Here is a 19967-nt window from a genome sequence, read left to right as displayed (position 1 = left end):
TGATGAGCGCCCCCACCCCGGCTACCGGAGACGGAACCCCCGCCGCCGGCTTCTACCCCGATCCGTCCATCCCCGGATATGTCCGGTACTGGAACGGCGCCGCCTGGGTGCCCGGTACGAGCCGGCCCGCCCCGGCCGAGGGCGAGGCCATGCCCGTGCCGCCGGCCGGCGCGGCCCCGGCGGCGCCCGCCCTCGCCTCGGCCCCGCCGACGCCGATGCCCGCGCCCGCCGTCGAGGAGACCGGCCCCGTCTTCCTCGACGAGCCCGAACCCGCCCCCCTCCACGGCAGCCGCCCCGACCCCGCCCCGGCCTGGGGCGCCGACGCCTCCCACCAGTCGGGCTTCGGCGACGACGCGGCACGGCGGGTGTCGTGGGGTCAGCTGGGGGATCCGATGCCGGGGCAGCCGGGTCAGACGCCCCAGCCGCTTCCCGTGCAGCCGCTGCCCGCTCAGCCCGAGGCCGGGCGGCCGCAGCCGCTGCCGCTGCCCGCCGGGTCGGCGTCCGAGCGGGCCGGGGCGGCTGTGCCGTTGCCCGCCGACCCGGCCCCCGTCCCGCCGGGGCAGGGGTTCGGGCGGGCCCCGTCGGGGGCGCCGGTGCCGGTGCAGTCGCTGCCCGCGCAGCCGTTGCCCGGGCGGCAGCGGCCCGGGGACCCGCGCGTCGGGGGCGACCCGCGCGTGGCCGACCCGCGCCGCGCCGAGCCGCAGGGGACCCCGGCCGCCGTGCGGCCCGCGCCCGCCCGGGCCGCGCTGCCCTCGGCGCCGGTCGCCCCGCAGCAGCACTCCGTACCGCAGCAGCCCGCCCCCGTACAGCAGCAGGTGCCGCAGCAGGCCGCCGCGCCCTCCTCGCCCGTCACCACCGGGTCCGGCGGGGGCTCCGCGTCCTGGGCGCAGCAGGTGCACCAGCTGGCGCGGCCCGAGGAGCGGTCGGGGCCCGGGGAGCCCGTGGTGCCGTGGAAGCCGCCCGTGGAGGACCCGTTCCTGCGGGCCGCGCGGGCCCAGGCGGCGGCCCGGCCCGCCGGTCTCGGACGGCGCCTGGCCGCCCGGCTGGTGGACACCCTGGTGCTCGGCGGTGCCGTCGCCGCTCTCGCCGTGCCGCTGTGGATCAAGGGCGCGGACCACATCCAGCAGAAGATCGACGCCGCGAAGCTGTCCGGCGAGACGGTGACGGTCTACCTCCTGGACGGCACCACCGGCGGCTACCTCGCCATCGTGCTCGGCGCCTTCCTGCTCCTCGGCGTGCTCTACGAGGCGCTGCCCACCGCCAAGTGGGGCCGCACGCTGGGCAAGCGGCTGCTGCGGGTCCAGGTGCGCGACATCGAGTCGCACGAGCCGCCCGCCTTCGGCGCGGCCCTGCGCCGCTGGCTGGTCTACGGCGCCCTCGGCGTGCTCGCCGTCGGCGTGGTCAACGTCGTGTGGTGCCTGTTCGACCGCCCGTGGCGCCAGTGCTGGCACGACAAGGCGGCCCGCACCTTCGTCGCGGGCACCTGACGCGGGCTCCGCGCGGCGGCGGTACCCCGAACGGGCCCCGTGCCGTTGCGGGGGCCCGCCCCGCGCGGTGCACTGCGGACATGAGCAACCCACCGCCGCCCGGCGAGCAGCCCGAGGACGACCCGTTCCTCAAGAAGCCGTCCGAGCCCCCCGGCTGGAGCCAGGGCCCGCCCCCCGGAGGCGGCCCACCTCCGGGCAGCGGTGCCCCTCCCCCCGGCGGCGGTCCGTACGGAAGCCCTCCCCCCTCAGGCCCCTACGGCACGCCGCCCCCCGGTTCGCCCTATGGCAGCACCCCGCCGCCGTACGACCCGTACGGCGGGGGAAACCAGTACGGCGGCCCCGATCCGCTCAGCGGGATGCCGCCGCTCGCCGACTTCGGGCGGCGCCTGCTCGCCCGGATCATCGACGCCCTGCTGATCGCGATCCCGCTCGGCCTCCTGGAGTGGGCGACCTCGGACCGCTGGGTGTACGAGACGAGGAGCGGCGAGGACACCTCCGACGTCATCAGCCGCGCGTACAGCGGCAGCGGTCTCGCCTGGAACCTCATCGGCATCGTGGCGTACCTCGCGTACGACACGATCATGCTGAAGCGGGACGGTCAGACGGTCGGCAAGAAGCTGCTGAACCTGCGGGTCGCGATGCTCAACGACGGCAGCGTGCCCACCACCAGCGCGGCGCTCGGCCGCACGGCCGTGCTCTGGCTGCCCGCCCTGCTGTGCTGTCCGTGTCTGTGGCAGATCATCCTCATCATCACGATCCTCACGGACAAACCCTACAAACAGGGCCTGCACGACAAGGCCGGGAAGACGGTGGTGGTCTCGACCGCCCCCTGACCCGGGGCCGGACGGTGCCGAGCGTCAGCTCCGTACCGAATCGGCCGGTACGCGCACTCCAGGCTCGGCGCTCTCCCCGACGGCGGCGGCGCGGTTCGTACGAACCGTGCGCGCCGCTTTCGGCATGGGGACCGTGACGGCGACGAGCAGTCCGAGCAGGAGTGCGGCGAGCACTATCACTCCCACCCCGACGCCCGACTCGGTCTGGGAGAGCAGGATCATGGCTACGGTCGAGAAGACGACGGTGGCCGAACCGTAGGCGAGCTGTGCTGCAGTCGGACGCGGCATGGCGGTATCCGTCCTCGGGGGCAGGCATCGGATTGGGGGCGGGTCTCTCGACCGGGCAACCGGATCGCACTGTCAAGCGACTCTACGACGGTGCTTGCCCTTGCGGAACCGCCGGTAAGCGTGACCTAACCCACGGTGCCGGTGCACAGGGGGCGCACGGAGTCATTCCGCGTTCCGACAGGCGAGACAGGCGCACCCGATGTCCGGGTTGGGTAGCACATCGGAAGCGTTCGGATACCGGAACGACCGCTCTGCATAATGTAATTGGCTGACCCAAGTCAAGATCTGTCTTTTCTTTGGCAACTCCGGTCCAATGTCGTCACTTGAGACGCGTGCCGCGCACCGGAGACCAGACCCCTCACCCCCGGTCCGTGCCTGCGGCCGCGGGGGAGGACATCATCAAGTGACCAGCAACAGACGAGCGGTCAGAGCTGCCGCCGTACTCGTGGCCATGGCCACGACCGGCGCGATAGGCTCCGCGTTCGCCACCGCCCAGGCCGACAGCAAGGCCCCGGCCCCCGTCGAGCGACGGGACCCGGGCGCCGGCTCGGCCAAGCACGTCGACGACATTCCGGGCCCGTTCACCAAGCAGCGGGAGCTGCAGCGCCAGACGGCGCTGGAGAAGGTCATCTCCGGCGACAAGAAGGTGCAGCAGCGCGGCGCCTCCAAGGTCGTCCAGCTCGACGACAAGAAGTACGTCGAGCTCGGCCGGGAGAAGACCGACAAGATCTTCACGATCCTGGTGGACTTCGGGGACCAGGTCGACAACACGACCATGTTCGACCCGGACGGCCCGGCCGGCCCCAAGCCGCCGGTCGTCAAGTACGGCGGCACGCCCGGCCCGGCGCACAACACGATCAAGCAGCCGGACCGCACCAAGGACAACTCCACCGCCTGGCAGAAGGACTACAGCCGGGAGCACTTCCAGGACCTGTACTTCGGGACCGGCAAGAACGCCGACGGCACCCAGAAGCACTCCCTGAAGACGTACTACGAGAAGACCTCCTCGGGCCGCTACTCGGTCGACGGCACGGTCACGGACTGGGTCCGCGTCCCGGCCAACGAGGCCCGCTACGGCTCGAACTACTGCGGTGCCACCAACTGCTCCAACGTGATGGACCTGGTCCGCGACGGCGTCAACGCCTGGGCCGCGGACCAGAAGGCCAAGGGCCAGACCACCGAGCAGATCAAGGCGACCCTGGCGCAGTACGACCAGTGGGACCGCAACGACTTCGACAACGACGGCAACTTCAACGAGCCCGACGGCTACATCGACCACTTCCAGATCGTCCACGCGGGCGAGGACGAGTCGGCCGGCGGCGGCGCGCAGGGCACCAACGCCCTGTGGGCGCACCGCTCGTACGCCTACGGCACGGACGCGGGCAAGACCGGCCCGGCGAACAACAAGGCCGGCGGCACGCAGATCGGCGACACCGGCATCTGGGTCGGCGACTACACGATGCAGCCGGAGAACGGCGGCCTCGGCGTCTTCGCCCACGAGTACGGCCACGACCTCGGTCTGCCGGACCTCTACGACACCACGAACCAGGCCGAGAACTCGGTCGGCTTCTGGTCCCTGATGTCGGCCGGCTCCTGGCTGGGCACCGGCAAGGACTCGATCGGCGACATGCCGGGCGACATGACCGCCTGGGACAAGCTCCAGCTGGGCTGGCTGAACTACGACACGGCCAAGGCCGCGACGAACTCGACCACCAAGCTGGGCGTCTCGGAGTACAACACCAAGGACAAGCAGGCGCTCGTCGTCGAGCTGCCGAAGAAGCCCGTCACCACCACCATCGTGAAGCCCGCCGAGGGCACCAAGCAGTGGTGGAGCGGGATGGGTGACAACCTCAACAACACCCTGACCCGCCCGGTCGACCTGACCGGCAAGTCCAAGGCCTCCCTGGACCTGTCCGGCTGGTGGGACATCGAGCTGGACTACGACTTCCTGTACGCCGAGGCCTCCACGGACGGCGGCGCCACCTGGACCGCGCTCGACGGCACCGCCGACGGCAAGCCGATCAGCCGCGACCCCAGCGACAAGCCGGCCCTGACCGACGTGTCGGGCGCGTACAAGAAGCTCTCGTACAACCTGGACGGCTTCGCGGGCAAGAAGATCGACGTCCGCTTCCGCTACCAGACGGACGGCGGCGCGGGCGGCAAGGGCTTCACCGCCGACGCGATCACCGTGAACGCCGACGGCTCCGCGCTCTTCACCGACGGCGCCGAGGGCGACGACAACGGCTGGACCTCGAAGAACTTCTCCCGCATCGGCGAGTCGTTCACCAAGGACTACCCGCAGTACTACATCGCCGAGAACCGCCAGTTCGTGTCGTACGACGAGACCCTCAAGGTCGGCCCGTACAACTTCGGCTTCGCCAAGTCCCGCCCGAGCTGGGTCGAGCACTACGCGTACACGCCGGGTCTGCTCATCTGGCTGTGGGACCTGTCCCAGAAGGACAACAACGTCTCGGTCCACCCGGGCCAGGGCCAGATCCTGCCGATCGACTCCCACGCCAAGCCGCTGAAGTGGGCGGACGGCACGCTGATGCGCAACAAGATCACGCCGTTCGACGCGACCTTCAGCTTCTACCCGACGAACGCGCTCACCCTGCACAAGGCCGACGTGGCGACCACGATCCGCCCGCAGGCCGGTGTGCCGCTGTTCGACGACCACCGGGGCACCTACTGGTACAAGGAGAACCCCACGGGAAGCGTGCAGGTTCCTGACACCAACACCCGGATCTCCATCGTCCAGCAGCCCAAGGACGGCTCGACGATCACCGTGAAGGTTGGTCCGTCGACCAAGTAGTTTTAAAAACCGCAGGTCAAACCATGATCGGCCGTCGCCCTCTAGCGGGCGGCGGCCGATCGTGTTTAGGTGCGTCCTACGAGTCCTTATTGACACGACGTCTTGCGGGGGAGCGGTACGCCATGCCTGGCGGAGGTTTCAGCAAGCTGCCGAACGGCAGCGTCGTCGTCGCGCTCACCTTGCCCAGCCCCGCCGGGGACGGCCGCAAGGTGCGCGTGCTCGTCCACGCGGCCAACCGGGCCCGCGCCCTGACCAGGCTGCGGAACCTGGGCCTGCGCGCGGTCTATCTGCGCGGCAACACCGAGCCGCCCACACCGGACGAGATCACGGCGGTCCTGCACCACCCGGACGGCCTCCTGTGGCGCACGGCGCCACAACCGGAGGCCGAGGAGCTCTGGCACCCGATACGGGCGCTGCTGCGGCCGTAGGGCGCTTTCAGGGGCGCGGGGCTGTATCTATTTGCGGCTCCGCCGCGTGGGCGCGACCAGCCGACGGCGGCCCGCACTCGACCGACAAAGCGACCCGCGGTCAAACAACCGGCTTGCCCGACAGCTCCGCGCCGGCGGCTCGCAGCTCCTCGATCGCCCGGGCGGTCGTCTCCTCGGAGACACCGGCGGTCAGATCGAGCAGGACGTGCGTCGCGAAGCCCGCCCGCACCGCGTCCAGCGCCGTCGCCCGCACGCAGTGGTCGGTCGCGATGCCGACCACGTCGACCTCGGTGACGTCCCGGTCCCGCAGCCAGTTCGCCAGCCACACCCCGTTCTCGTCCCGTCCCTCGAAGCCGCTGTACGCGGCCGCGTGGGCGCCCTTGTCGAAGACGGCGTCTATGGCCCCGCAGGCGACCGCCGGGGCGAAGTTCGGGTGGAAGCCCACCCCCTCCGTCCCGGCCACGCAGTGCACCGGCCAGGAGTCCACGAAGTCCGGCTTCGGCGAGAAGTGCGGACCCGGGTCGATGTGGTGGTCGCGGGTGGCCACCACATGGCGGTACACGGACCCGGCGGCCTGGCCGATCAGGTCGGTGATGGCAGCGGCGACGTCGGAGCCACCCGTGACCGCGAGGCTGCCGCCCTCGCAGAAGTCGTTCTGAACGTCCACGACGATCAACGCGCGGTGCATGTCGGCTGTCCTTCGGTCAGGGGGCTGTTCTACGAGCGTAGAGATTCCAACCCGGGTACGGCAGGGGGCAATTGGGGTGCAAAGGCCCCCAGGTGCGGCATCACGCGTACTCCGTGGGCAGCACGGGCTCGCCCCGCGACAGCTGGATCGCGGACATCGGCAGCGCTGCGCGCGCCGCGATGTGCCGCTCCCGGGCGGTGTCCAGCGGCTCGCGGGCCACCACCGCGCCCCCCTTGACCAGCTCGACCAGCAGCTGCCGGTCGGCCAGCTCGGACGGGACGGGGCCGGTGCCGACGACCTCGGCCTCGGCGATCCCGTCGGCGTCGGCGCGCCGGGCGGCCCACTTGCGGCCGCCGATCGACGTCTTGCCGCCCATCGACTTCTTCGCCACCGGCACCAGCGGCGCCTTCGGGTCCGCGCTCTGCGCGCGGGCGACCAGCTTGTAGACCATGGAGCAGGTGGGGTGCCCGCTGCCGGTGACCAGCTGGGTGCCGACGCCGTACGCGTCCACGGGCGCGGCCGCCAGCGAGGCGATGGCGTACTCGTCGAGGTCCGAGGTCACCACGATCTTCGTGTTCGTCGCACCCAGCTCGTCGAGCTGCTGGCGCACCCGGTGGGCGACGAGCAGCAGGTCCCCGGAGTCGATCCGGACCGCGCCGAGCTCGGGGCCCGCGATCTCCACGGCGGTACGGACCGCCTCGGCCACGTCGTAGGTGTCCACCAGCAGGGTGGTGCCCCGGCCCAGCGAGTCCACCTGGGCCCGGAAGGCGTCCCGCTCGCTGTCGTGGAGCAGGGTGAAGGCGTGCGCGCTGGTGCCGACGGTGGGGATGCCGTACCGGAACCCGGCGGCCAGGTCCGAGGTGGTGGTGAAGCCGCCCACGTACGCGGCCCGGGCCGAGGCCACCGCGGCCAGCTCGTGGGTGCGCCGGGCGCCCATCTCGATCAGCGGCCGGCCGGCCGCGGCGGCGGACATCCGGGACGCGGCGGCGGCGATCGCCGAGTCGTGGTTGAGGATCGACAGGATCACGGTCTCCAGGAGCACGCACTCCGCGAAGGAGCCCTCGACCCGCAGGACCGGCGAGCCGGGGAAGTAGACCTCGCCCTCGGGGTAGCCCCAGATGTCGCCCGAGAAGCGGTAGGAGGCCAGCCACTGGAGGGTCGGCTCGTCGACGATCTGGCGCTCGCGCAGGAAGCCGAGGACGCCCGCGTCGAAGCGGAAGTTCTCCACCGCGTCCAGGACCCGGCCGGTCCCGGCCACCACGCCGTAGCGGCGTCCGTCCGGCAGCCGCCGGGTGAAGACCTCGAAGACCGACCGCCGGTCGGCCGTCCCGGCGCGCAGCGCCGCCTGGAGCATGGTCAGCTCGTACTGGTCCGTGAAGAGCGCGGTCGACGGCACGTCCACCGGCAGCCCAAGGTCCGCAGGGTTCATAGCTCGGATGCTACCCCTCTTCGCGTCAGAGTGACGATTTCGGGGGCCCGTTTGTGCGACTGCGGTCCCCGAGTGGCAGCATGGGCTAAGTGAGGCTGTGCTATCCGGGGGACAACCCCCGGACCCCCGGCAGAGAAGACGAAGGTCGTCCAGAGACGTGAGTGTTGCCCCGGTCGAGATCGAACGGCCAGAGTCGGCGGAAGAGACCTTCGCCGTCCCCGAACCCGATGTGCCGTGGGTGACGCTCGTCCACAACGACCCGGTCAACCTGATGAGCTACGTCCAGTACGTCTTCCAGAGCTACTTCGGCTACCCCAAGGACAAGGCCCGCAAGCTGATGCTCGATGTGCACCACAAGGGCCGGGCGGTGGTCTCCAGCGGCAGCCGCGAGGAGATGGAGCGCGACGTGCAGGCCATGCACGGCTACGGGCTGTGGGCCACGCTCACCCAGGACCGCGGCTGATGGCCGGGTACTTCGAGGCGCTGCCCGGCGGCGGCGCGGCCGTCGCGCTCGACGAGGTCGAGATCGCCATCCTGCGCTCCCTTTCCGTACAGCTCCTTGAGCTGATCGGCCCCGGCGACGAGCCGATGGAGGGCGAGGACCCGCTGGCCGCGCTCTTCGCCGAGGGTCCCAGCGAGCCGCCCGCCGACCCGGCGCTCGCCCGGCTCTTCCCGGACGCGTACGACAGCGGCGAGAGCGACGAACTGCGCGCCTCGGCCGCCGAGTTCCGCCGCTTCACCGAGAACGACCTGCGCGCCCGCAAGCGCGACGACGCGCTCGCCGTGGTGCGCGCCCTCGACGCGCTCACCCCGCAGGGCGACGGCGGGGCGGTCCTCAAGCTGACCGCCGACGACTCCCGGCGCTGGCTGGGCGCGCTCAACGACCTGCGCCTGACCATCGGGACCCGCCTTGAGGTCTCCGACGAGGACGACGGCGGCGAGCTGTACCGGCTGCCGGACGACGACCCGCGCAAGCCGATGGTCATGGCGTACCTCTGGCTCGGCGGGCTCCAGGAGACGCTCGTCGAGACGCTGATGGCCTGACCGCGCCCCTCGCGTGGCCGGAGACGGCTGTTTTCGCTCTGTTCGCTCAGCGGACGCTCAAATCCGCATAACGATCCGATTACCGCAACGGCATGGTTTGCGGTTTCATGCGCGCTTTGTCCGGTTCTCCTTGTGGCGTGCGCCACAGTCGCCCCAGTGGATCACCCGTAAAGACGTGATAAATCTTCACGACCACCCGGGGACGCCACCCATGTTCCCGGGGGCGCTTCGGCCGGCTGATCGCCGGTGGCACTCCATCCACATCCGGGGGGATCAGGACCTGATCCGCGGCTTCGCTCAGCGAGGCGGGCGGGTCAGCATGGAGAAAGGCGCACCACCATGACCTCAGCGCAGGTCGACAAGCAGGACGACCGCTCCGGCAATGAGGCCGTGGGGACCGCCCACGGCGCAGCCGAGGGCGAGGGATACCAGCGGGGCCTCGGCGCCCGCCAGATCCAGATGATCGCGATCGGCGGAGCCATCGGCACCGGGCTCTTCCTCGGCGCGGGCAAGGCCATCTCGAAGGCCGGCCCCAGCCTCATCCTGGCCTATGCCATCGCGGGCCTGGTCATCTTCTTCATCATGCGGGCGCTGGGCGAGCTGCTCATGTACCGCCCGGTCTCGGGCTCCTTCTCGGAGTACGCCCGTGAGTTCGTCGGCCCGTTCTGGGGCTTCGTCACCGGCTGGACGTACTGGCTCTTCTGGGTCGTCACCGGCATCACCGAGGTCACCGCGGCCGCCCAGTACATGGCCTTCTGGACGCACAACGACGTCCCGCAATGGCTGTACGCGCTGGTCTTCACGCTCATCCTGTACGCGGTGAACCTGATCTCGGTGAAGCTCTTCGGTGAGCTGGAGTTCTGGTTCTCCATGGTCAAGGTGACGGCCATCGTCGGCATGATCCTGATCTGCGCCGGCATCCTCACCGTCGGCTTCTCGGACGCGGCCGACACCGCCACCGTCGCCAACCTCTGGAACGACGGCGGGTTCTTCCCCAAGGGCATCGGCGGCACGCTGATGACCCTGCAGATCGTGATGTTCGCCTTCCTCGCCGTCGAGCTGGTCGGTGTCACCGCGGGCGAGTCCAAGGACCCCGAGAAGACGCTCCCCAAGGCCATCAACACCGTGCCGTGGCGCATCGCCGTCTTCTACATCGGCGCCCTGATCATGATCCTCTCCGTCGTCCCGTGGCACGAGTTCCAGCCGGGCGTCAGCCCCTTCGTCGCGGCCTTCGAGAAGATGGGCCTCGGCGTCGGCGCCGCCATCGTCAACTTCGTGGTCCTGACGGCCGCGCTGTCCTCCTGCAACTCGGGCATGTACTCCACCGGCCGCATGCTGCGCGACCTCGCGCTCAACGGCCAGGGCCCGAAGGTCTTCACCCGGCTGACCAAGAGCGGCACCCCGCTGATCGGCACCACGGTCTCGGCCGCGCTGATGCTGGTGGGCGTCTGGATCAACTACAAGGCGCCGGGCAAGGCCTTCGACTACGTCGTCTCCTTCGCCACCATCTCCGGCATGTGGGCCTGGATCATGATCCTGGTCTGCCAGATCCGCTACCGCGCCAAGGCCGACCGCGGCGAGCTGCCCCAGTCCACCTTCCGGGCCCCGGGCGCCCCGTTCACCAGCTGGTTCGCGCTGCTGTTCATCTTCATGGTCATCGTGATGATGGGCGTCGACAAGGACTCGCGGGTCTCCCTGTACTGCGCCCCGCTGTGGGGCCTGATCCTGGGCGTCTCCTACCTGGTCCTCAAGGCGCGTAACCCGGACAACAAGGCGTTCGCCAAGCGCTCGTAACGCCTGGAGAGCCTCCGGTTCTCACCATTCGGGCCGTCCCGTACCACTCCTCGGTACGGGACGGCCCGTCTGTTTATCCTTGCGCTCATGCTGACCCTGACCCAGGCCCTGTACGACCAGATCGTCGCGCACGCCCGCGCCGACCACCCCGACGAGGCGTGCGGCGTGGTCGCCGGCCCGGCCGGCACCGGCCGCCCCGAGCGGTTCGTCCCGATGCTGAACGCGGCCCGCTCGCCCACGTTCTACGAGTTCGACTCGCAGGACCTGCTGAAGCTCTACCGCGAGATGGACGACCGCGACGAGGAGCCGGTGATCGTCTACCACTCCCACACGGCGACCGAGGCGTACCCGTCCCGCACCGACGTGACGTACGCGAACGAGCCCGGCGCCCACTACGTCCTGGTCTCGACGGCGGACACCGACGGCCTCGGCGACTTCCAGTTCCGCTCGTACCGGATCGTGGACGGCGAGATCGAGGAGGAAGAGGTCAAGGTGGTGCAGGCGTACTGAGCCGGACGCGGCCCACTCGGCTTGTGCGCCCGCATCCTGAGAGGAATGCGTCCGCCATCTGAGATCACATTCCGGGAAGCGGACCGGGAATCGATACGATGACCGCATGGTTCCCCACGACGTGAGCGAAGAGAAGCCCAGCAGCCCGCTGCTCGTGGCCCGCCTGCACGTCGACCTGTGCCGACTGGCGAGCGCGATGTGTCAGCGCCCCACCGCCGTCTGAGCCGCGGCCGCACGCGAACGACCGGTACCTCCGTACCGCGGCAGTACCCGCGCGAAGCCGCGCGCGACGCCTTCCTCTCCCCCTTCTCTCCTTCCGACTGGAGCCCACGCCATGGCCATCGAGGTCCGCATCCCGACCATCCTCCGCACCTACACCGGCGGCGCCAAGGCCGTCGAGGGCAGTGGCGCGACCATCGACGAGCTCTTCAAGGACCTGGAGACCCGGCACAGCGGCATCCGCGAGCGCCTGGTCGACGAGGCCGCCGGCGGCGAGCTGCGCCGCTTCGTGAACGTCTACCTCAACGACGAGGACGTCCGCTTCCTGGCGGGCATCACCACCGAGCTGTCCGACGGCGACAGCGTGACGATCCTGCCGGCCGTGGCCGGCGGCATGGTCTGAGGCTGATCGCCGTCATGCGCTACGACTCCGCGCTGGCCGCCGTCGGCAACACGCCGCTGGTCCGCCTCCCCACACTCTCGCCCTCGGACGACGTCCGCATCTGGGCGAAGCTGGAGGACCGCAACCCGACCGGCTCGGTCAAGGACCGCCCCGCGCTCCACATGATCGAACAGGCCGAGAAGGCGGGCCGGTTGACGCCCGGCTGCACCATCCTGGAGCCGACCAGCGGAAACACCGGCATCTCGCTGGCCATGGCGGCGAAGCTCAAGGGCTACCGGATCGTCTGCGTGATGCCCGAGAACACCTCCCAGGAGCGCCGCGACCTGCTGAAGATGTGGGGCGCGGAGATCGTGCCGTCCCCGGCGGCGGGCGGCTCCAACACGGCGGTACGGGTGGCGAAGGAGCTGGCCGCCGAGAACCCGTCCTGGGTGATGCTGTACCAGTACGGCAACCCGGACAACGCGGGCGCGCACTACGCCACGACGGGCCCGGAGATCCTCGCCGACCTCCCGTCCATCACCCACTTCGTGGCGGGCCTCGGCACGACGGGCACGCTCATGGGCGTGGGCCGCTATCTGCGCGAGCGGGTGCCCGGCGTCCAGATCGTGGCGGCCGAGCCGCGCTACGACGACCTGGTGTACGGCCTGCGCAACCTGGACGAGGGCTTCGTCCCCGAGCTGTACGACGCGTCGGTCCTGACCAGCCGCTTCTCCGTCGGCTCGGCGGACGCGGTGACCCGCACCCGCGAACTCCTCAAGGAGGAGGGCATCTTCGCGGGCGTCTCCACCGGCGCGGCCCTCCACGCGGCGATCGGCGTGGGCCGCAAGGCGGTAAAGGCGGGCGAGTCGGCCGACATCGTCTTCGTGGTGGCGGACGGCGGCTGGAAGTACCTGTCGACGGGCGTGTACACGGCCGAGACAACAGAGGAAGCAATCGAAACGCTGCAGGGGCAGCTCTGGGCGTGACGGGCGCCCCGGAGGGGCGCTTCCAGGGGTGGGGTGGGGGTCATCCCGCCAGGTAACGGACCTGGTCCCACACCGTAGGGTCCACCACCCCCACCCGGCGGCGGAACTCCCAGACCCCCACATCCCGCAGCTCATCCGTCTCCAGGAAGCTCGGACGGCCCCGCGCGTCCCCCACCGTCCCCGGCGGCAGCGGAATCACCCCGGCCTGCTCCTCGTGGAACTTGCTGGTGATCTTCGCGACCAGCACGCTGTCCCCCCGTACCGACAGCACCAGACAGGGCCGGTCCTTCGAGCCGGGCCCGTCCTCGTACGGCACATCGGCCCACCAGATCTCACCCGGCACCGGCCGGCGCCCCCGCACCCCCGGCCGCCCGGGCGGCCGTACGCGCCCCCCGGGGCGGGACGGGCGCGGGCGGGCGCGCCCCCGCCCGTCGACCACCGCGGCCCCCAGCGCGACCACCACCACGGCGATCACCGCGAGCCACCAGGACGTGTCCATACCGCAGACGTTACCCGGCGGCCCGCCCCCCGCGCGCGCTCCGTCCGCACTCCGCCCGAACCGGTGACAGCGCAGGTGAGTTCCCCCACAACGGCCCGCCACTGAGGAGCGACCGGCAGTGCGGCGCCTTACGCTCGACGGACCGCACGACCTCCCGCCGCCCTCCCCGTTCCCTTGCCGCTCCCGGAGGTTCACGCTCCATGAAGCTCACCGTCGTCGGCTGCTCCGGGTCGTTCCCGTCCGCGGAATCGGCCTGTTCGAGCTACCTCGTCGAGGCCGACGGCTTCCGGCTGCTCCTCGACATGGGCAACGGCGCCCTGGGCGAGCTGCAGCGCCACATCGGTCTCTACGACCTCGACGCGATCTTCCTCAGCCATCTGCACGCCGACCACTGCATCGACATGTGCGGCTACTTCGTGGCCCGCTACTACCGGCACGAGGGCGGCCGCTGCGCCCCCATGCCGGTGTACGCGCCGGAGGGCGCCGAGCAGCGCCTCACCACGGCGTACGCGGACACGCCGTCCAGCTCCTCCATGAGCGAGGTGTTCGACTTCCACACCCTGAAGTCCGGCTCGTTCGACATCGGCCCGTTCGCGGTCCGCACCGAGCGGGTCTGCCACCCCGTCGAGGCGTACGGCATCCGCATCGAGCACGGCGGCGCGTCCCTCACGTACTCGGGCGACACGGGTGTCTGCGAGGCGCTGCACGAGCTGGCCGAGGGCACGGACCTGTTCCTGTGCGAGGCGTCCTTCACGCACGGCAAGGAGGACATCCCGGCCCTCCACCTCAACGGCCGCGAGGCCGGCGAGCACGCCGCCCGGGCCGGCGCGGGCCGTCTGGTCCTGACCCACATCCCCCCGTGGACGGACGGCGACGTCAACCTGGCGGACGCCCGTGGGGCGTACACGGGTCCGGTGGAGCTGGCGGCGCCCGGGGCGGTCTACGAGGTCTGATCGTTCCCGTACGCGCGTACGGGAAAGGGCCCCCGCACCGAGTGGTGCGAGGGCCCTTTCCGTAATCCGTGACCCGTAAGGCCTACGCCTTCGTCAGGTCCTCGATCTCCTCCTCGGGCTCACGGCCCGGGGTGGTGAGGTTGAACTTCGTGATCGCGAAGCGGAAGACGAAGTAGTAGATCGCGGCGAAGACGAGGCCGATCGGGATGATCATCCACGGCTTGGTCGCGAGGTTCCAGTTCAGGATGTAGTCGATCGCACCGGCCGAGAAGCTGAAGCCGTGGTGCACGCCGAGGGCCCAGGTGACGGCCATCGAGACGGCGGTCAGGACCGCGTGGATCACGTACAGGACCGGCGCGATGAACATGAACGCGAACTCGATCGGCTCGGTGATGCCGGTGACGAACGAGGTCAGCGCGAGCGAGATCATCATGCCGCCGACGGCCTTGCGGCGCTCGGGGCGGGCGCAGTGCGTGATCGCCAGGGCGGCGGCCGGCAGCGCGAACATCATGATCGGGAAGAAGCCGGACATGAACTGGCCGGCGGTCGGGTCGCCGTGGAAGAAGCGCGGCAGGTCGCCGTGCCACATGGTGCCCGTGGAGTCCTTGAAGTCGCCGATCTCCTGCCAGGCGACCGTGTTCACGAACTGGTGCATGCCGATGGGCAGCAGCGCGCGGTTGACGACACCGAAGATGCCCGCGCCGGCGGCGCCGAGACCGGTCATCCACTCGCCGAAGTTGGTGATGACGTCACCGATCGGCTCCCAGACCAGACCGAACAGGACACCCATCGCGGTGCCGACGAAGGCCATGATGATCGGGACGAGACGGCGGCCGTTGAAGAAGCCGAGCCAGTCGACCAGCTTGGTGCGGTGGTACTTCTGCCAGATCACCGCGGCCAGCAGGCCCATGATGATGCCGCCGAAGACCTTGGGGTCGTTGTACGTCGCGGCGACGTCGACGCCCTTGTTCGCGGTGGTGTTGACCACGGCGTCGGTCACCGGGAACGCGGTGAGCACGTTCTTGTAGACCAGGAAGCCGACGAGCGCGGCGAGCGCGGTGGAGCCGTCGGCCTTCTTCGCGAAGCCGATCGCGATACCGACGCAGAACAGCAGCGGCAGGTTGGCGAAGACCGCGTCACCGGCGGTCGCGAAGACCTTGGCGACCTTGTCCCAGCCGAGGCCGTCCTTGCCGAAGACATCGTCCTGACCGAGGCGGAGCAGAATGCCCGCGGCCGGCAGCACGGCGATCGGCAGCTGCAGGCTGCGACCGACCTTCTGCAGACCCTGGAACAGGCCGGCACCCCGCTTCTTCGCGGGCGCCGCCGTAGCGGTTGCCGTACTCATCAACTTCCTCCAGTTGGCAAGGCGCCGCCCGGGGACATGGAAAATGACGGGGGGACGGCGGCGTCTCAGGGGGGAACGCGGTTGAGCCCGCGTGGTCTACACCATTGAGTGGTGTAGACCAGTTGTAGCACGGTGAGGGTTAGATAAGGAACCTGCAATTTCTGTGTGCTGAGCCACGCATTCCGGCATGACGGACAAAGGCCCCGGACCCTGGGGTCCGAGGCCTCTGCCGTACAGCCGCTTGGTTATCCCGCCGTTATTACTTCGTGTTCTCCCGCTCGATCTCCTCTTCCAGCTCCTCCGGCTCGCGGCCGGGGGTGGGGAGGTCGAACTTGGTGATCGCGAACCGGAAGATCGCGTAATAGACGGCGGCGAAGACGAGTCCGATCGGAATGATCAGCCAGGGTTTCGTCGCCAGGTTCCAGTTGATGACGTAGTCGATCAGCCCGGCCGAGAAGCTGAAGCCGTCCTTGACGCCCAGCGCCCAGCTCACCGCCATCGACACACCGGTCAGGATCGCGTGGATCGCGTACAGCAGCGGGGCGATGAAGAGGAACGAGTACTCGATCGGCTCGGTGATGCCGGTGACGAACGACGTCAGGCCGACCGACAGCATCAGACCGCCCACCTGCTTGCGGCGGTGCGGCTTGGCGCAGTGCGTGATCGCCAGCGCGGCCGCGGGCAGCGCGAACATCATGATCGGGAAGAACCCGGTGGTGAACTGGCCCGCGTCCTTGTCGCCCGCCAGGAACATGCTGATGTCGCCGTGCACCACGGTCCCGTCCGGCTTGGTGAAGCTGCCGAACTGGAACCAGATGGGCACGTTCAGGAACTGGTGCAGACCGATGACGAGCAGCGCGCGGTTGGCGACGCCGAAGATGCCCGCACCCCACGCGTCCAGACCCACCAGCCAGTCGCTGAAGCTCTCCAGGGCGTCGCCGATCGGCGGCCAGACCCACAGGCAGAGCGCGGCGAACGCGATGGCCACGAACGACATGATGATCGGGACGAGCCGGCGGCCGTTGAAGAAGCCCAACCAGTCGACCAGCTTGACCCGGTGGTAGCGCTGCCAGAACCAGGCGGCGAGCAGGCCCATGACGATGCCGCCGAAGACCCCGGGATTCTGGTACGTGAAGGCCCCGACGCTTCCGTCGGCGGCCTGGCAGCCCACCGCGACCGCCTTGGCCCCCTTGGCGCAGTCCTTGGGGAACTGGTGCAGCACGTTGTAGTAGACGAGGAATCCGGCCACGGCCGCGAGCGCGGTGGAGCCGTCCGCCTTCTTGGCCATGCCGATGGCCACGCCGATGCAGAACAGCAGCGGGAGCCCGATGTTGGGGTCGAGCAGCGCGCCGCCCGCACCCGCCATGACCTTGGCGACGTCGGTCCAGCCGAGGCCGTCCTTGCCGAAGACGTCGGGCTGGCCGAGCCGGTTGAGGATGCCGGCCGCCGGCAGGACGGCGATCGGCAGTTGGAGGCTGCGGCCCATCTTCTGGAGGTTCTGGAACGCACCGCTCCACCACTTCGGCCCGTCCACCGCCGCGCTGTCCGCGCTCATCGGCGACCCTCCGTCCCGTACGTCCCGCCGGAACAAGCCAGTTCCGGGATGCGTTGCACACTGGTGTAGACCAGTTGCGGTATCGTCCGGAGCCTGGCCGCACGGGCGCGGTACCGGTGATCGCCATCCTTGGCCAGCGCGCGGACGCTCGCTCGCGTAACTGGGCCAAACGTGCGTTACGGTGACAAAGCGGAACTGCGGTCGGACGGACCTGCGGTGCGCCGCCACAGCGTTCTTTGAAAGAACAGGGAGACAGACATGGCCAGCAAGGCTGAGAAGATCGTCGCCGGGCTCGGCGGTATCGAGAACATCGAAGAGGTCGAGGGCTGCATCACCCGCCTCCGCACCGAGGTCATCGACCCGAGCAAGGTCGACGAGGCCGCGCTGAAGGCCGCCGGCGCGCACGGCGTCGTCAAGATGGGCACCGCGATCCAGGTCGTCATCGGCACGGACGCGGACCCGATCGCGGCGGACATCGAAGACATGATGTGAGCGACGCGAGTCGCTGAGAGGGGCCCCTTCCGGGACGGGAGGGGCCCTTTTCGCGTGCGGACCGGTGGCGGGCTGGTCGCGCAGTTCCCCGCGCCCCTTAGATGCGCCCCTGCGGGGCGCTCCAGGGGATTGCCGCGCAGCGGCATTTTTAGGGGCGCGGGGAACTGCGCGACCAGCCATCCACGGTCCGCAGACGACCGAGGGGGTTTCCAGGGCGAAGCCCGGAACGGGGGCATGGGAGCGAAGCCCCGGAAGGGGGGCCGGGGGGGGCATGCCCCCAGGAGCGAGACGCCCACGAGCTACGCTCGGGGCATGTCTCGTATCGACGGCCGCACCCCCGACCAGCTCCGCCCCGTCACCATCGAACGCGGATGGAGCAAGCACGCCGAGGGCTCCGTCCTCATCTCCTTCGGCGACACCAAAGTCTTCTGCACCGCCTCCGTCACCGAAGGCGTCCCCCGCTGGCGCAAGGGCAGCGGCGAAGGCTGGGTGACCGCCGAGTACTCGATGCTGCCGCGCTCCACCAACACCCGCGGCGACCGCGAATCCGTACGCGGCAAGATCGGCGGCCGCACCCACGAGATCAGCCGCCTCATCGGCCGCAGCCTCCGCGCCGTCATCGACTACAAGGCCCTCGGCGAGAACACCATCGTCCTCGACTGCGACGTCCTCCAGGCCGACGGCGGCACCCGCACCGCCGCCATCACCGGCGCCTACGTCGCCCTCGCCGACGCCGTCAGCTGGGCCCAGAACAAGAAGCTCGTCAAGGCCAACCGCCAGCCGCTCACCGGAACCGTCGCCGCCGTCTCCGTCGGCATCGTCGACGGCGCCCCCCTCCTCGACCTCTGCTACGAGGAGGACGTCCGCGCCGAGACCGACATGAACGTCGTCTGCACCGGCGACGGCCGCTTCGTCGAGGTCCAGGGCACGGCCGAGGCCGAGCCGTTCGACCGCAAGGAGCTCAACGCCCTCCTCGACCTCGCCACCGGCGGCTGCGCGGACCTCGCCGCCCTCCAGGTAGAGGCACTGGGCCGCACGCTGGGCGAGTAAAGAGGCAGCGGCAAGTAAAGAGGCAACCAAGAGGGCCGCTCCCGGCGTCCCTACCGACACGGGCGTACGGGCCGAACCGTACGCCCGTCCGTACACCTGGGAGGACCCGCCCATGCGCCGCAGCCGCCGCCGCGCCCTCGCACTCGCCGCCGTCACCGCGACGCTCGCCCTGCCCGCCGCCGTCGGCTGCAGCGCGGTCAGCAAGGCGCTGGACTGCGTCCAGACAGCCGACGCGATCGCCTCCAGCGTGGACGACCTGGGCCGCGCGGTGTCGAACGCCACCGACAACCCGGCACAGGCGGACCAGGCGCTCAACGACATCGACAAGAACCTGACGTCGCTGAAGAACAAGACAGACAACGCCGACCTCTCCAAGGCGGTCGACAACCTCAACAAGGCCGTCACCAACGTCCGTTCGGCGATCAAGAACGGCGACAACACGCCGGACATCAGCCCCGTCAAGGACGCGGCGAAGGAAGTCGGCAAGGTCTGCACACCGTGACACCGGGCGCGCCCCCGATACTGGGGGCATGACCCGCCTGATCCTCGCCACCCGCAACGCCGGCAAAATCACCGAACTCCGCGCGATCCTCGCGGACGCCGGACTGCCCCACGAACTGGTCGGCGCCGACGCGTACCCCGAGATCCCCGACGTCAAGGAAACCGGCGTCACCTTCGCCGAGAACGCACTCCTCAAGGCACACGCCCTGGCGCAGGCCACCGGCCTGCCCGCCGTCGCGGACGACTCGGGCCTGTGCGTGGACGTACTCAACGGCGCCCCCGGCATCTTCTCCGCCCGCTGGTCCGGCACCCACGGCGACGACAAGGCCAACCTGAACCTGCTCCTGGCCCAGCTCTCGGACATCGCGGACACCCACCGAGGCGCCCACTTCGCCTGCGCGGCGGCCCTGGCCCTCCCCGACGGCACGGAACGAGTGGTAGAGGGCCACCTCCTGGGCACCCTCCGCCACGAGCCCACGGGCACAGGCGGCTTCGGCTACGACCCGATCCTCCAGCCGAAGGACGAGACGCGCACATGCGCGGAGCTGACGGCGGACGAAAAGAACGCGATCAGCCACCGGGGGAAGGCGTTCCGGGCGCTGGTGCCGGTGGTGCGGGAGCTGTTGGGCTGAGGGGTGGTACGCCGAAGGGCCGCCTCATCGAGGCGGCCCT

At 70.1% G+C, this 19967-nt stretch carries 22 protein-coding genes; 16 read left to right on the top strand and 6 right to left on the bottom strand.

The genetic code is table 11. From position 1 onward, the window contains the following. Window positions 1–2: 2 nt before the first annotated feature. Both IE252_RS25600 and IE252_RS25595 read left to right on the top strand, forming a co-directional pair. Window positions 3–1487: an RDD family protein gene (locus IE252_RS25600; protein WP_190091823.1), complete on the top strand. Its 1485-nt coding sequence runs from the start codon at window positions 3–5 to the stop codon at window positions 1485–1487. An 80-nt stretch (window positions 1488–1567) separates the two neighbouring features. Next, entirely contained in the window at window positions 1568–2320 is a 753-nt protein-coding gene (locus tag IE252_RS25595; RefSeq protein WP_190091822.1) for an RDD family protein, read from the top strand. 24 nt (window positions 2321–2344) lie between these two features. Here IE252_RS25595 and IE252_RS25590 read toward each other — a convergent pair whose 3' ends face one another. After that, window positions 2345–2608 carry a hypothetical protein gene (locus IE252_RS25590; RefSeq protein WP_101388494.1) on the bottom strand — a complete coding sequence of 88 codons (264 nt, stop codon included), beginning with the start codon at window positions 2606–2608 and terminating at the stop codon, window positions 2345–2347. A gap of 403 nt (window positions 2609–3011) precedes the next feature. Here IE252_RS25590 and IE252_RS25585 point away from each other — a divergent pair, with 403 nt between their 5' ends. Both IE252_RS25585 and IE252_RS25580 read left to right on the top strand, forming a co-directional pair. Next, window positions 3012–5420: an immune inhibitor A domain-containing protein gene (locus IE252_RS25585; protein WP_190091821.1), complete on the top strand. Its 2409-nt coding sequence runs from the start codon at window positions 3012–3014 to the stop codon at window positions 5418–5420. Window positions 5421–5542: 122 nt separating this feature from the next. Further along, the gene (locus IE252_RS25580; RefSeq protein ID WP_101388492.1) at window positions 5543–5848 is read left to right on the top strand and encodes a hypothetical protein; all 306 of its coding nucleotides are present in this window, start codon (window positions 5543–5545) and stop codon (window positions 5846–5848) included. A gap of 100 nt (window positions 5849–5948) precedes the next feature. Here the strand turns inward: IE252_RS25580 and IE252_RS25575 are convergent, their stop codons facing one another. Beyond that, complete coding sequence (locus tag IE252_RS25575) at window positions 5949–6536, bottom strand: isochorismatase family protein (protein WP_190091820.1); 588 nt, start codon at window positions 6534–6536, stop codon at window positions 5949–5951. 100 nt (window positions 6537–6636) lie between these two features. Next, the gene (locus IE252_RS25570; RefSeq protein WP_190091819.1) at window positions 6637–7965 is read right to left on the bottom strand and encodes a nicotinate phosphoribosyltransferase; all 1329 of its coding nucleotides are present in this window, start codon (window positions 7963–7965) and stop codon (window positions 6637–6639) included. 157 nt (window positions 7966–8122) lie between these two features. Between IE252_RS25570 and clpS the strand changes: the two genes are divergently transcribed. The 7 genes from clpS (at window position 8123) to IE252_RS25540 (ending at window position 12900) form a co-directional block, all read left to right on the top strand. After that, on the top strand, window positions 8123–8428 hold the full coding sequence (clpS, locus tag IE252_RS25565) for an ATP-dependent Clp protease adapter ClpS (RefSeq protein WP_067159503.1): 306 nt from the start codon (window positions 8123–8125) through the stop codon (window positions 8426–8428). Beyond that, entirely contained in the window at window positions 8428–9009 is a 582-nt protein-coding gene (locus IE252_RS25560) for a DUF2017 domain-containing protein (protein ID WP_190091818.1), read from the top strand. The genes clpS and IE252_RS25560 overlap by 1 nt, the downstream gene beginning before the upstream one ends. Window positions 9010–9348: 339 nt before the next feature. Beyond that, complete coding sequence (locus IE252_RS25555) at window positions 9349–10803, top strand: amino acid permease (RefSeq protein WP_190091817.1); 1455 nt, start codon at window positions 9349–9351, stop codon at window positions 10801–10803. An 87-nt stretch (window positions 10804–10890) separates the two neighbouring features. Beyond that, window positions 10891–11313 carry a M67 family metallopeptidase gene (locus IE252_RS25550; RefSeq protein ID WP_190091816.1) on the top strand — a complete coding sequence of 141 codons (423 nt, stop codon included), beginning with the start codon at window positions 10891–10893 and terminating at the stop codon, window positions 11311–11313. Between the two features lie 106 nt (window positions 11314–11419). After that, the gene (locus tag IE252_RS44325; RefSeq protein ID WP_329399246.1) at window positions 11420–11536 is read left to right on the top strand and encodes a putative leader peptide; all 117 of its coding nucleotides are present in this window, start codon (window positions 11420–11422) and stop codon (window positions 11534–11536) included. A 111-nt stretch (window positions 11537–11647) separates the two neighbouring features. After that, window positions 11648–11935 carry a MoaD/ThiS family protein gene (locus IE252_RS25545; RefSeq protein ID WP_101388485.1) on the top strand — a complete coding sequence of 96 codons (288 nt, stop codon included), beginning with the start codon at window positions 11648–11650 and terminating at the stop codon, window positions 11933–11935. 14 nt (window positions 11936–11949) lie between these two features. Then, the gene (locus tag IE252_RS25540; RefSeq protein WP_190091815.1) at window positions 11950–12900 is read left to right on the top strand and encodes a PLP-dependent cysteine synthase family protein; all 951 of its coding nucleotides are present in this window, start codon (window positions 11950–11952) and stop codon (window positions 12898–12900) included. Window positions 12901–12940: 40 nt separating this feature from the next. Here IE252_RS25540 and IE252_RS25535 read toward each other — a convergent pair whose 3' ends face one another. Next, on the bottom strand, window positions 12941–13399 hold the full coding sequence (locus IE252_RS25535; RefSeq protein WP_190091814.1) for a type II toxin-antitoxin system PemK/MazF family toxin: 459 nt from the start codon (window positions 13397–13399) through the stop codon (window positions 12941–12943). Window positions 13400–13599: 200 nt separating this feature from the next. On the opposite strand from IE252_RS25535, the gene IE252_RS25530 reads away from it, so the two are divergent. After that, window positions 13600–14352 carry an MBL fold metallo-hydrolase gene (locus IE252_RS25530; RefSeq protein ID WP_190091813.1) on the top strand — a complete coding sequence of 251 codons (753 nt, stop codon included), beginning with the start codon at window positions 13600–13602 and terminating at the stop codon, window positions 14350–14352. A gap of 82 nt (window positions 14353–14434) precedes the next feature. On the opposite strand, the gene IE252_RS25525 is transcribed toward IE252_RS25530, so the two are convergent. Together IE252_RS25525 and IE252_RS25520 are read right to left on the bottom strand one after the other, a co-directional pair. Beyond that, window positions 14435–15697, bottom strand: coding sequence for a PTS transporter subunit EIIC (locus IE252_RS25525; RefSeq protein ID WP_190091812.1), 1263 nt, complete (start codon window positions 15695–15697; stop codon window positions 14435–14437). Between the two features lie 259 nt (window positions 15698–15956). After that, window positions 15957–17252 (bottom strand): PTS transporter subunit EIIC, encoded by a 1296-nt coding sequence (locus IE252_RS25520; protein WP_190091811.1) that lies wholly within the window; start codon window positions 17250–17252, stop codon window positions 15957–15959. 258 nt (window positions 17253–17510) lie between these two features. Between IE252_RS25520 and IE252_RS25515 the strand changes: the two genes are divergently transcribed. The 4 genes from IE252_RS25515 to rdgB all read left to right on the top strand — a co-directional run bounded on the left by IE252_RS25515 (window position 17511) and on the right by rdgB (window position 19927). Continuing rightward, the gene (locus IE252_RS25515) at window positions 17511–17744 is read left to right on the top strand and encodes a PTS sugar transporter subunit IIB (RefSeq protein WP_018517946.1); all 234 of its coding nucleotides are present in this window, start codon (window positions 17511–17513) and stop codon (window positions 17742–17744) included. 312 nt (window positions 17745–18056) lie between these two features. Then, a complete protein-coding gene (rph, locus tag IE252_RS25510) occupies window positions 18057–18794 on the top strand; it encodes a ribonuclease PH (protein ID WP_190091810.1) in 738 nt (245 codons plus the stop codon). A 112-nt stretch (window positions 18795–18906) separates the two neighbouring features. Then, window positions 18907–19296, top strand: coding sequence for a hypothetical protein (locus IE252_RS25505; RefSeq protein WP_190091809.1), 390 nt, complete (start codon window positions 18907–18909; stop codon window positions 19294–19296). Window positions 19297–19324: 28 nt separating this feature from the next. Next, window positions 19325–19927, top strand: a complete 603-nt coding sequence (gene rdgB / locus IE252_RS25500) for an RdgB/HAM1 family non-canonical purine NTP pyrophosphatase (RefSeq protein WP_190091808.1) — start codon at window positions 19325–19327, stop codon at window positions 19925–19927. The last annotated feature ends 40 nt before the right edge of the window (window positions 19928–19967 follow it).

This window comes from Streptomyces melanogenes, from assembly GCF_014649795.1.
GTDB classification, from domain to species: domain Bacteria; phylum Actinomycetota; class Actinomycetes; order Streptomycetales; family Streptomycetaceae; genus Streptomyces; species Streptomyces noboritoensis.
Note: the sequence above shows the minus strand (reverse complement) of the source record. Positions and strands in the feature narration are given on the sequence as shown.